Annotated in this window: 9 protein-coding genes and 1 tRNA gene; 5 read left to right on the top strand and 5 right to left on the bottom strand. The window is 64.3% G+C overall.

All coding sequences use genetic code 11. From position 1 onward, the window contains the following. Window positions 1–98: 98 nt before the first annotated feature. Together P6U25_RS16250 and P6U25_RS16245 are read left to right on the top strand one after the other, a co-directional pair. Window positions 99–2,552 (top strand): transglycosylase SLT domain-containing protein, encoded by a 2,454-nt coding sequence (locus P6U25_RS16250; RefSeq protein ID WP_407152135.1) that lies wholly within the window; start codon window positions 99–101, stop codon window positions 2,550–2,552. Between the two features lie 272 nt (window positions 2,553–2,824). After that, window positions 2,825–2,918, top strand: a tRNA-Ser gene (locus tag P6U25_RS16245). Window positions 2,919–3,572: 654 nt separating this feature from the next. Here P6U25_RS16245 and P6U25_RS16240 read toward each other — a convergent pair. Beyond that, the gene (locus P6U25_RS16240; protein ID WP_407152134.1) at window positions 3,573–4,478 is read right to left on the bottom strand and encodes a DMT family transporter; all 906 of its coding nucleotides are present in this window, start codon (window positions 4,476–4,478) and stop codon (window positions 3,573–3,575) included. 97 nt (window positions 4,479–4,575) lie between these two features. On the opposite strand from P6U25_RS16240, the gene P6U25_RS16235 reads away from it, so the two are divergent. Next, window positions 4,576–5,349: an AraC family transcriptional regulator gene (locus P6U25_RS16235; RefSeq protein WP_407152133.1), complete on the top strand. Its 774-nt coding sequence runs from the start codon at window positions 4,576–4,578 to the stop codon at window positions 5,347–5,349. On the opposite strand, the gene gcvA is transcribed toward P6U25_RS16235, so the two are convergent. After that, window positions 5,350–6,252 (bottom strand): transcriptional regulator GcvA, encoded by a 903-nt coding sequence (gene gcvA / locus P6U25_RS16230; RefSeq protein WP_407152132.1) that lies wholly within the window; start codon window positions 6,250–6,252, stop codon window positions 5,350–5,352. It lies immediately after the preceding gene. A 204-nt stretch (window positions 6,253–6,456) separates the two neighbouring features. Between gcvA and P6U25_RS16225 the strand changes: the two genes are divergently transcribed. Together P6U25_RS16225 and P6U25_RS16220 are read left to right on the top strand one after the other, a co-directional pair. After that, a complete protein-coding gene (locus P6U25_RS16225) occupies window positions 6,457–6,963 on the top strand; it encodes a PaaI family thioesterase (protein WP_407152131.1) in 507 nt (168 codons plus the stop codon). Between the two features lie 11 nt (window positions 6,964–6,974). After that, the gene (locus P6U25_RS16220; protein ID WP_407152130.1) at window positions 6,975–8,222 is read left to right on the top strand and encodes an MFS transporter; all 1,248 of its coding nucleotides are present in this window, start codon (window positions 6,975–6,977) and stop codon (window positions 8,220–8,222) included. Window positions 8,223–8,448: 226 nt separating this feature from the next. Here P6U25_RS16220 and P6U25_RS16215 read toward each other — a convergent pair whose 3' ends face one another. The 3 genes from P6U25_RS16215 to gatB all read right to left on the bottom strand — a co-directional run bounded on the left by P6U25_RS16215 (window position 8,449) and on the right by gatB (window position 11,726). Continuing rightward, window positions 8,449–8,715, bottom strand: coding sequence for a hypothetical protein (locus tag P6U25_RS16215; RefSeq protein ID WP_407152129.1), 267 nt, complete (start codon window positions 8,713–8,715; stop codon window positions 8,449–8,451). A 458-nt stretch (window positions 8,716–9,173) separates the two neighbouring features. Continuing rightward, the gene (locus P6U25_RS16210) at window positions 9,174–9,428 is read right to left on the bottom strand and encodes a hypothetical protein (RefSeq protein WP_407152128.1); all 255 of its coding nucleotides are present in this window, start codon (window positions 9,426–9,428) and stop codon (window positions 9,174–9,176) included. Window positions 9,429–10,238: 810 nt separating this feature from the next. After that, complete coding sequence (gatB, locus tag P6U25_RS16205) at window positions 10,239–11,726, bottom strand: Asp-tRNA(Asn)/Glu-tRNA(Gln) amidotransferase subunit GatB (RefSeq protein ID WP_407152127.1); 1,488 nt, start codon at window positions 11,724–11,726, stop codon at window positions 10,239–10,241. Between the last annotated feature and the right edge of the window lie 51 nt (window positions 11,727–11,777).

The raw sequence follows: 11,777 nt of genomic DNA, 5'->3' as shown, positions 1-11,777 counted from the left end.
CCGCACCAGCGGTGCTTTTAGCATTTTGTCCACATATTCAATCAAATAAGAATTCATGGCGCGAACGATCAGGTGATTCGACGCCGCAGGGGGCCTCCGTGATCCGTTCCGCCCGCGCAAACACATTGCGATCGACCGCACTGGCGACGGGCCTGGTGCTCGTTGTCGGCCTTGTCGCCATCACGGCCGATGCATGGGCCGCCGCGGATGTTCCGGCGCCGACGACCGACAACGCGGCCTCCAAGACCGCCGCTCCCAAGACTGTCGTACCCAAGACTGCTGCTCCCAAGCCGGCTGCTTCAAAGTCAACCGCAACCAAACACGGCGCTGCCACGACCGATGCAGCCAAGACCGACGGAACCAAGCCGACCTCTTCCAGGTCCAGCACGGTCAAGACGGACGGTCACAAGACCGTTCCTTCCAAGACGACCGATTCCAAGAGCACGGCGTCCAAGACCACTGCGTCGAAGACCACCACCACGCCCAAAACCATCGCGCCCAGGGCCGCTGCGCCGGTTAGTCCGCCGAATAAGCCGGCGCACGCCGCCCGTGCCGTCGCCCCCGCACTGGTTCCGGCCACCCGTCAGCACGTCGCTCCTGCGGTGCGCAGCAAGCCTGTGCTGCCGGCGGCGGTCGCCGCGACGTCATCGACGTCGCAGGCAGACAAGGAGGCGCTCAAATCGGTCGTCGAGCTCTTGCGCAAACGCAGGGCCAGCGACGCGGCCGAGGCCGAGGCCTCGATCTCCGATCCGGTCGCGCGCAAGCTTGCGGAATGGCTCATCCTGCGCAGCGAGGACAATGGCGCCTCCGTCGAACGCTACCGCAGCTTCCTCGATGCCAATCCGAGCTGGCCCTCGCAGACCTTCCTTCGCCGCCGCATCGAGGCCTCGCTGTGGGACGATCGTCGGGATGACTCCGCCGTCTGGGCCTGGTTCCAGAATGAATCACCGATCTCGGCCAAAGGCCGTCTCGCGCTGGCCAAGGCGATGATCGCGCGCGGTGACCGCGCCAATGCGGAGCGCCTGGTGCGGGAGGCCTGGCGCAACGATCCGATGAGCGAGGACACCGAGAGCGTCGCGCTCGATCTCTTTGGGTCGTTCCTGACCGCCGGCGACCACAAGGCGCGCATGGACGTCATGCTCTACGGCACCGACAACGAGGCCGCCGGCATGCGCGCGGCAAAACGTCTCGGTTCCGGCTATGTGGCGCTGGCGAGGGCGCGCATCGCGGCCAACCGCAAGGCGTCGAACCTGCGCGCCCTGCTGGAAGCGGTGCCGCGCGAATTGACCGGCGATACCGGCTACCTCTTCGCAAAGATCCAGTTGCTCCGACGTGAGGAGAAATTCGCCGAAGCCGCGCAATTGATGATGAGCGCGCCGAGGGAACCCGCGCGCCTCTACAACGTCGACGAATGGTGGATCGAGCGCCGACTGCTGGCGCGCAAGATGCTCGACGTCGGCCAGTACCGCACCGCCTATCTGATCGCGCGCGACGCGGCGCTGCCGACCCGCGACATCTACAAGACCGAGCAGGAATTCACCTCGGGCTGGATTGCGCTCCGCTTCCTGAACGATCCGGCGGTCGCAGCGCAACACTTCGCGCGGATCGGCGTCGGCAGCGTCAACCCGACCGCGCTCGCGCGCGCCGGCTACTGGCAGGGCCGCGCCGCGGAAGCCGCCGGCCGTGGCCAGGAAGCGCGCGCCGCCTATGCGCGCGCGGCCGAGCAGTCGACCAGCTATTACGGCCAGCTCGCGCGCGCCAAGCTCGGCCTGCCCCAGATCGAACTGAACGGCGTGCCGCGCGGCCGCGGCGCCGAGCGGCTGGAGATCGTGCGCGCGGCAGCGCTGCTCTACGATATCGGCGAGCGCGAGCTGGCGATCCCGATTTACAGCGACCAGGGCGACAATGGCGATCCGGAAGCCCTCGCCGGTCTCGGCGAATTGACCGCACGCCACGGCGATGCGCGCGGCATGCTGCTCTTGGGCAAGGCCGCGCTCAATCGCGGCTTGCCGTTCGACCACTACGCCTATCCGATCAACGGAATCCCTTCCTTCAGACAGGTCGGTCCGGAGGTCGAGCCGAGCATCGTCTATGCCATCGCGCGCCAGGAAAGCGCATTCAATCCCGCCGTGGTGTCGCCGGCGCAGGCCTATGGACTCATGCAGGTGACGCCGGAGGCCGGCCGCTACGTCTGCAAGCGCGCCGGCATCGGCTTCGACCTCAGCCGGATGAAGACCGATCCGGTCTACAACGCGATGCTTGGCGCGGCCGAGCTCGGCGGCCTGCTCGAGGACTACCGCGGCTCCTACATCCTGACCTTTGCCGCCTACAACGCCGGGCGCGGCAGCGTGCGGAAGTGGATCGAGCGCTACGGCGATCCACGCGACCCGAAGGTCGACGCGGTCGACTGGGTCGAGCTGATTCCATTCTCGGAGACGCGGAATTACGTCCAGCGGATCATGGAGAACCTGCAGGTCTACCGCGCCCGGTTCGGCGGTGGAACCAAGCTGCAGATCGAAGCCGACCTGCGCCGCGGCGCCAGCCTCGAATGAGCTGACGAAGAGGGTTTTCGACAACCTGTCCGGCCGATGTCTGAACACGGCGCAAATCGCCACGTAAACCATTGGTGAAAATAGAATTTTTGCGAACTTGAACAGTCGCTAGGCAACCGGGCCACGCCGGGGGAGAGGCAAGCTGGCGGACCGTTTGTGCCCGATCCGGCGCTAGGGCCCGGCACGCAAGTCCGAGCTGCCATCAAACATCTTGCCGTAATCTGAATCTGCCGCTTGCGGCCCAGCGCCCTCTCGGGCATATCGGCGCCACTGGAGACGTGGCCGAGTGGCTGAAGGCGGCGGTTTGCTAAACCGTTATAGGCTTGTAAAGGCCTATCGAGGGTTCGAATCCCTCCGTCTCCGCCAGCCGCATTACAATTCCTTCGATCGGGAGACTGGACGCCGCGATGGCGTGGTGCGTCCGAACAACCACGCCTCCTACTGCGCGCTTCAGAGGTCGAAATCCAGCAGACCCAAGATATATCCGAGCGTGAAGTCCAGCCCGATCGCGCTCACCAGCATCGCGAGAATCAGCATCTTCCCGGTCATAACCGCCTCCATGCGATGTCGTCACTCTCCAACCGCTATGGTTAACCGATGGTTGCAGGCCGTCCGCATCGGAGTTGCGACCTTGCGACGCGGTCACTGACAGGACGCGCTACCTCGGGAAACAGGCCCGCATCTGCCGGTGCCAGACATAATCCGCCGGACACGGCGGGCGAGGATGAGATCCCGCCGGGCATTCATTCCAGACGCGCGCCCCGGTGCCCCAGCCGTCCACGACACACACACCGTGGACGGTCGGATGGCAGCCGGGTCCGCACCAGGTTGTCGCTGCCGCCGGGCCGATGCCGAGCGTGAGCATCGACACAGCTATCAACAGAGCTTTCATCGGCCCCTCCCGGGCTGGTGAACGTGACGTCGCAGCCTCGTGCCGTTCGAATGTCGATAACGGTGCGCATACGAGTTGAGTTCCCAGGAGGTCCCGCGCGGATGGCCGGCCAGCGCCGCAATGATTGCTCAATCACGCAGAGCCCTTCCCAACGGCCGCTGGAACGCCTGCGCGGCGGCAACGCCAAGCAGCGCCAGGCCGCCGCCGATGCCATGGAATGATCGGACCGGCTCGCCAAGCATCACGATTGCGGCTGCCGCGGTCAGCACCGGCAGCAGGTTCATGACGATCGCGCAGCGGTTTGGCCCGAGTTGCTGAACACCGCGGATCCAGAGGAACGGAAGCACGACCGAGGCGAGCCCTCCGGCATAGAAGATCAACGGCAGCGTTGCGGAATTGAGCTGACGGAGCGGCACAGGCGTTGCGAGGAAGGCGGGAAACATGATCGCCAGCGCGCAGAGCGCCTGCATGTAGGTGGATTGCCATCCGGTGATCGGCAAGCTCCATCGCTTCAACAGCACGCCGTACAACGCGTAGACGATCGCGGCGAGCAGCATCAGGATGTCGCCCGCGTGCACGCCGTTGCGCAGCAGCGACGATACCTCACCACCGCTCACGAGATAGACGAGACCCGCGAACGACAGCGGCGCGCCGCAGACCATTCCCAGCGTCGGCGCCTCGCCCAGCAAAGCGACGCTGAGCCCGACTGTCAGCAGCGGCGTGAGCGCCGTGAACACCGCCATGTTGGTCGCGGTCGTCGTTTCGGCGGCCAGATATGACAAGCTCTGGAACAGGCACATCGCGAGGAAGCCGAGGATGGCGAGTTGTCCGATATGCGGCCAGATCGCGAGCCGGTTGCGCCAGGCACCGCGCGCGACGAAGGGGCTCATCAGCGCCACTGCGACGAGCAAGCGATAGAACGTGATCGCCTGCGGACCGACGGCGTGCGCCGACAGACGGGACACGATGACATTCCCGGCCCACAGCACGATGGCGACGAAGGGATAAAGAAGTGCGGCTTTCTGCTTGAACATGACCTCACGGCGCGCTGGATGATTGAGCCGCCAGCAACTACCTGTCGCGCCGAAGTCCGTCTCACGCTAAAGTGACCTCTCCTATCGAGATTGGGACATGCTCGACGCATTGATCACGCGACATCTCGACTATCACGCCACGGCGCGGCCGATGGCGGCGATGGAGATCGACTATCCGAGCGGCACGTCGACCGGCCTGCATGCACATCCACGCGGCCAACTGCTCTACGCGATCGAAGGCGTCATGATCGTGCGCTCCACTGAAGGCACCTGGGTGGTCCCACCCAATCGCGCCGTCTGGCTGGTGGCCGGGCTCGCGCATGAGGTCCGCATGTGCGGTGCGGTCAAGATCCGGACCATCTTCGTCGACTCCGATGTCGCGCCGAACCTGCCGCGGACGAGCTGCGTCTTCGCGGTGTCTGCGCTGCTGCGCGAGCTGTTCGTTGCCGCGATGCGTGTCCCGCTCGATTACGCACCCGGCACCAGCGACGAGCGCCTGATGCATGTCCTGCTCGATCAGCTACGTGAGGTCGATGTGCTGCCGCTGCATCTGCCGATGCCGCGCAATGCCAGGATCCGGCGAATCTGCCGGGCGCTGATCGCCCGCCCGGACAATGCCTCAACCGCCGAGCAATGGGCGCGCAAGCTGAAGGTCACCTCGAAGACTGTGCATCGCCTGTTCATCAGGGAAACCGGAATGACGTTCGGCGAGTGGCGCCAGCAGGCGCGCCTGCTGTTCGCGCTGGAACGTCTTGCGCGCGGCGAGCGGGTCGTCAATGTCGCGCTCGACAGCGGCTACGCCAGCCAAAGCGCGTTCTCCGCGATGTTCCGCAAGCACTTCGGTGTGCCGCCCAATGCGTTCTATCGATAGCTACTGCTTGACGGCAGCCGATTCCCCTGCAGGCCCCAATATCCACTCCCGGAACGCTACGATCTTCGGGAGCCCCTGCTTGTTGTCCGGGCAGACCAGGTAATAGGCGAACTCTTCCATCTGCGTGGTCTGCACGAGCTGGATCAACTCGCCGCTGCGGATTTCGTTCTCGACCATCGCCGCCGGCAGCAGGCCCGCGCCCTGCCCCGACATCACCGCTTTCAAGAGCAGGCCCGTGTCGTCGAAGGACGGCCCGCGCGGCGCGCGAACCTCCACGACGCCATTGGTCTGAAACCACAGGCTCCAGCCCTTGCGATCGGCGTCGTGGACCTGCGGCCAGCGCGCGAGATCGGCGGGTGATGCGGGCCGCCCAAGGCGCGCCACCAGCGACGGAGCCGCGACCACCACCATCTCGACCGTCACAACGCGGTCGCTGCGCAGTCCCGGATAGCGGCCGAGCCCGTGGCGCACCGCGACGTCGACGCCGCTGCGCGAGAAATCCACCAGCGCGCTGCTGGTGACGATCTGCAGATCGATCTCGGGATGCGCGCGCTGAAACGACGCCATCCGCGGCACCAGCCACGCCGACGCAAAGAATGGAGTGACGCTGACCGTGAGCGTGCCGACATCGTTTGACGCCGCCACGCGGCGCGACGCTTCGGCGATCTGGCGAAAGGCATTGCGGATCGACGGCAGGTAGTCGCGGCCGGCGTCGGTGAGATAGATGCCGCGCGGCACGCGCTCGAACAGTCGCACGCCGAGGTGAGCCTCCAGCGTCTTGAGCATCTGGCTGACCGCGCCCGGTGTCACGCACAGCTCCTCGGCCGCGAGCTTCACCGAGAGATGACGTGCCGCAGCCTCAAACGCCTTGAGCGCATTCAGTGGCGGAACCTTCTGATTCATGATTTAGATTTTCTAATCTCTTGTGGCCAGCAATTCTGGTTTGCGACCCTCCGCCTCTTGAGCCATATCAGTCTAGATCGTGGGCTAAAGCCGCGTCAACGCGGAGAAAGCTGCATGGTTGAGCTTAGATTTTCTAGGCCATACGCAACGCCACAATGCCGTCCCGGTGCCGGATGGCATTGCGTGGCTGATGGAGCGCCGGACATGACTGATGCCCCCGACAGACTCACCCTCCAGGGGCCGACCGGCAGTGATAATGCAACCACGCTCGTCGATCACATCAATGCATCGCAGACGGGAAGTTTACCCGGCCTGCTGGAATTTCAATGGACCGAAGCCGGGAAAGGCCGCGTCAGCGGCCGCTTCAACGTCGCGAAGATGCACTTCTCGCCGCATGGCCTTCTGCACGGCGCAACCATCGTCGCGCTGGCTGACTCCGCATGCGGATTCGGCTGTCTCGCGTCGCTGCCGGAGGGCGCCACCGGCTTTGCCACCGGTGAGCTGAAGACGAACTTCATCGGCGCCGCGCGAGAAGGCGTCGTGAGCTGCGAAGCGCGCCTCGTACATGCCGGACGCATGACTCAGGTCTGGGATGCCGAGATCCGGAGCGAGGTGACTGGACGGACCATCGCGCTGTTTCGCTGCACCCAGATGCTGCTCTATCCGCCCGCCGATGCTGTCGGCCGCGCGGCACCAACCCAGCAATCATGAGGAGCGCCATCATGCATAGCGCGCAACCAACAACAAAGCTGTTCTACGGCTGGCTCGTCGTGGCCGCCGCCTTCGTCGTCACGTTCGTCGGCTTCGGCAGCGCCTACACCTTCTCGTCTTTCGTGGAATCCCTGCAGCGCGATTTCGGCGCCTCGCGCGGCTCGGTGTCGCTGGTCTTCTCCCTCGCGGGCTTCCTCTATTTCGGTCTCGGCATGATCTCCGGACCACTTGCCGACCGCTGGGGCGCGCGCAAGCTCGCTGCGCTCGGCATGGCGCTGGTCGGTCTCGGCCTCATGCTCGCGAGCCAGGCGCAGACGATCGTCCAGGTCTATGCCGCCTACGGCATCGGCATCGGGGCCGGCGTCGGCTGCGCCTATGTGCCGACGCTCGGCGCGGTGCAGCGCTGGTTCGTCAAGCGGCGCGGCTTCGCGTCGGGACTGGCGGTCAGCGGGATCGGCGTAGGCACGCTGGTGATGCCGCCGCTCGCGACGTGGCTGATCGCAAGCCTCGGGTGGCGCGACGCCTATCTCGTGCTGGGCGTCCTCGCCGTCATCACCGGCGTCGGCTCATCGCTGCTGATCGCCGACGATCCGCGCCGCCATGGCACCGGACCGGACGGTGTTCCGCTCGGCTCGATGTCGAGCGCGCCGGCCCGCCAAGGCGTCTCGATCGGCGAGGCGGTGCGAACGCCGCGCTTCGCCGGTCTCTATGCGGCGTGTCTGATCAGCGCATTCGGGGTGTTCGTCCCCTTCGTGCATCTGGTGCCTTTTGCTGTCGACCACCACGTGACATCAGCGCTCGCAGTGCTGCTGCTCGGGATGATCGGCGTCGGCAGCACGGCCGGCCGCTTCGTCCTGGGGAGCATCGCCGACCGCATCGGCCGCGATACGTTCCTCATTGCGATGTATGTCGGGATGGCGGTTTCGCTCGCGATCTGGGCGATCGCCGGAGGGTTCTGGTCGCTCACGATCTTCGCGCTGCTGTTCGGGGTGTTCTATGGCGGCTGGGTCGCGATCCTGCCCGCCGTCGTCACCGATCATTTCGGCGGCCGCAATGTCGGCGGCATCATCGGCATCCTCTACACCAGCGTCGCAATCGGGACGCTGCTGGGCCCGAGCGCCGCGGGCTTCGCGTTCGACGTCAGCCACAGCTATTTCATCCCGGTGGCGATCAGCGCGGCCGCCAACGTCGCCGCCGCCGTCATCGCGATGGCGACGCTGCGAACCGACTCGCCGATTGCGTCGGTGGCCGTGCCCTGAGGCTGTGCAGAGCGCTCCGTGGCGTGGTGTGGGACAGTCCGACACGTATCGCGCAGCGCCGGCTGGACGCCGCTGGCATAGCTCGAACATATCCTGGAGATCGCGGACGAGATCCTGCCCCGCGAACGCGAGTAGCTGGCGTTGTGATGGCGGTGATCTATGCGGCGCGATACTGGTTCTAGAGATCGCGAAGGGAGCCGGCGGGCCCCCTATCAACACCGATCCGTTAGTTCGTCGTCATCCAGTCGCGAGCCTCGCGCTGGGCGATCGCGATCTCGACGTCGGACATCTGCTCGGCGACTTCGCGGCGCAGCGCAATCGCCTCGGTGCGCCCCTTGAGGGCCGCCAGGTTGAACCATTTGTGCGCCGCGACGAGATTGACGACGCCGGAGCGACCGCTCGCCCAATACAATCCGCGTTCGAACAGCACGTCCTGGATCGCGGTTGCTGCGACCGGAACGGCCGTCTCCTGATCGATGACCCCCTGAAACACCGTTGCAACTCCCCTTTTCTTGTTGACCGCACTCCCCCGAGCGCGGCCCCCGTCCACTGTCCAAAACGCCTGTTTGCCTCCGCGCTGATCCGCCGGATCATGCGCCTGCCGTTTGTCGGCTTGTTGGGGAGATCATGCCGTTCAAGTTTGAAGAGCGGTTTAAGTATCGCGATGAACGGGATGTAAATTCGGGGCGCGCACCGTGATTTCAGGAATCGCAGAAGTGCCTGTGCCGCAAGCACTTCCTTGCATTCGTGAACGCCGGTTTACCCTTGCCTTTCGGACAACGATAACCATTGCCGGCAATGGCAACGTGCCATGTCGTGCCGACGTCACGCCCGCGCGCGGTGGTTTGGAGTTTGAGGCCGGCGGCCGTTCACGACCGGCCGGTGGCTCGGCGTCATGGCACGTCTGCCGCGAACGCTCAGGGAACGCGGGGCCGCTTGGCTGAAAGACGATCAGAGCTGGACTTTGGGGAAATGAGGCGCCGGAGCGCGGACTGCGCGGGCCGCCGGAACGAGGGGGTCGGCGAACACGTCAGGATCAGATTTCACTTGGGCATTCCTGCCGGTGAAATTGCGGAACCAAGAGAGTTCCGCACCGAACGAAGAAATCTCTCGTTTCTTCTGCCGGACCGGTTTTGGAAAGAGAAGCTTCCCGAAATACGATCCAGCCGTTTGACCTGATGTCTCGCCGACACCCTCTTTCGTCAACCAGAGCCTCGCGTGGCAGTTGCCTCTCAGCACTCTGCCCGGTGGCCCTCGCGACGTGCCGGCATCAAGCTGCCGGCAATCCTCTCGAGGCGAGAGGCTTACTTCTTCTTCTTGGCGACCTTGCGGGTCTTCTTCGCAGTCTTCTTCACTGCGCTCTTCGCCTTCTTCGCCTTCTTAGCCTTCTTAGCCATGTTGCCCTCCAGTATGTGAGATGGCTCTTACTTCGCTGCGTGCACTCGGGAATCGAAATGCACTTCTTCCCGAATACACCAACAGGCCAAAAAAAACAGTGTCCCGCTTAAGGAAGTGTTGACGCAGCGATGGGTGTAGGCGCAGCGCACGCCATCGAACAAATCGATGATGCGCAAGCGCGACGATGCAAGAAGTGCAGCAGCCGTCGACATCGGCATTTGTCAATATCGCAGGAAACGCCCGTTTTGCAGGCACTTCTTGAATTCGCATTTGCTCTATCGATGCGCGATCGTTGTCACGTTGAGTCGTTGGCGATGTCGGAATGCAGAACGCAGACGCCTCCGAGTCGCAATCTTTGGCAACGAAAAAAATTTCGTGGGAAAGCTGCCTTTCGCCTCGTTTGCGGTCATCGAGACCCGCTTCGAGGACGAATCGCGGCTTGGGCGATTCGGCAGGACGGTCGTCATCGCGACGACGAACGGAGGGTGTGAGGCGCGATCACAGTGCGATCACGCGCGCGCGACGACGCCGAAGGAGACGTTGCGAGAGCATGATCCGGAAGCGCGAGACCACTTGCGGGAAGGATCATGCTCCGGAGCGACGCGTCGTCTCGTTCGTTCAGATCCCGAGCTTGGACTTGAGCAGGTCGTTCACCGCCTGCGGATTCGCCTTGCCGCCGGACGACTTCATCACCTGGCCGACGAACCATCCAACCATCTGCGGCTTCGCCTTGGCCTGCGCGACCTTGTCCGGATTGGCCGCGATGATGTCGTCGACCACCTTTTCGATCGCGCCGAGATCGGTGACCTGCTTCATGCCGCGCGTCTCGACAAGCTCGCGCGGATCGCCGCCTTCCTGCCAGACGATCTCGAACAAGTCCTTGGCGATCTTGCCGGAAATCGTGCCCTCGCCGATCAGATCGACGATCGCACCAAGCTGCGCGGCCGACACCGGCGACGACGCAATGTCGCGGCTCTCCTTGTTCAGACGGCCGAACAGCTCGTTGATCACCCAGTTGGCGGCGAGCTTGCCGTCGCGCGCCTTGTCAGCGAGGCCGGACAGCACCGTCTCGTAGAAGTCGGCGCTTTCGCGCTCGGCGACCAGCACGCTCGCATCGTAGAGCGACAGACCGAAGCCCGTAATAAACCGGATCTTCTTCTGGTCTGGCAGCTCCGGCAGATGCGCCTTGAGATCGTCGACGAAGGCCTGGCTGAACTCGAGCGGCAGCAGATCCGGATCCGGGAAGTAACGGTAGTCGTGCGCCTCCTCCTTGGTGCGCATCGAACGCGTCTCGCCCTTGTTGGGATCGAACAGGCGGGTCTCCTGCTCGATGCTGCCGCCATCCTCGATGATATCGATCTGGCGCCGCGCCTCATACTCGATCGCCTGGCCGATGAAGTTGACCGAGTTCATGTTCTTGATCTCGCAGCGGGTGCCGAACGCGGTCTCGCCGTAGCGGCGCACCGACACGTTGACGTCGGCGCGCAGGTTGCCCTTCTCCATGTCGCCATCGCAGGTGCCGAGGTAGCGCAGGATCGAGCGCAGCTTGCTCACGTACGCCTTGGCCTGCTCGGCATCGCGAATGTCGGGCTTGGAGACAATCTCCATCAATGCCACGCCGCAGCGATTGAGGTCGACATAGGACATCGTGGGTGACTGATCGTGCAGCAACTTGCCGGCATCCTGCTCCAGATGCAGCCGCTCAATCCCAACCGTCACGCTTCGGCCGCCGTCGAGCTCCAGCAGCACCTCGCCCTCGCCGACGATCGGCGACTTGTACTGGCTGATCTGGTAGCCCTGCGGCGAGTCCGGGTAGAAATAGTTCTTGCGGTCGAACACCGAGCGCAGGTTGATCTTCGCATTCAGCCCGAGACCGGTACGTACCGCCTGGCGGACGCACTCCTCGTTGATGACGGGCAGCATGCCCGGCATCGCGGCGTCCACCAACGAGACATGGGAATTGGGATCGCCGCCGAACGCGGTCGACGCGCCTGAGAACAGCTTTGAGCTCGAGGTGACCTGGGCATGGACCTCCATGCCGATCACGACCTCCCAGTCGCCGGTCGCGCCTTTGATCAGTTTGTGGGGTGCGGCAGATGCGGTCATGGATCTCGTTTTCCGGATAAAGTGATATCTGGGATGAACTGGGCTTCGCGC

The sequence above is a fragment of the Bradyrhizobium sp. ORS 86 genome, assembly GCF_045571475.1.
Classification (GTDB): Bacteria; Pseudomonadota; Alphaproteobacteria; order Rhizobiales; family Xanthobacteraceae; genus Bradyrhizobium.
This window is presented reverse-complemented; position numbering and strand designations above follow the sequence as displayed.

Bases quoted from the DNA above. Each gene is read 5' to 3' on its own strand.
- P6U25_RS16240 (WP_407152134.1), bottom strand. From the start codon at position 4,478: ATGTTCAAGCAGAAAGCCGCACTTCTTTATCCCTTCGTCGCCATCGTG.
- P6U25_RS16225 (WP_407152131.1), top strand. From the start codon at position 6,457: ATGACTGATGCCCCCGACAGACTCACCCTCCAGGGGCCGACCGGCAGT.
- gcvA (WP_407152132.1), bottom strand. From the start codon at position 6,252: ATGAATCAGAAGGTTCCGCCACTGAATGCGCTCAAGGCGTTTGAGGCT.
- P6U25_RS16235 (WP_407152133.1), top strand. From the start codon at position 4,576: ATGCTCGACGCATTGATCACGCGACATCTCGACTATCACGCCACGGCG.
- P6U25_RS16220 (WP_407152130.1), top strand. From the start codon at position 6,975: ATGCATAGCGCGCAACCAACAACAAAGCTGTTCTACGGCTGGCTCGTC.
- gatB (WP_407152127.1), bottom strand. From the start codon at position 11,726: ATGACCGCATCTGCCGCACCCCACAAACTGATCAAAGGCGCGACCGGC.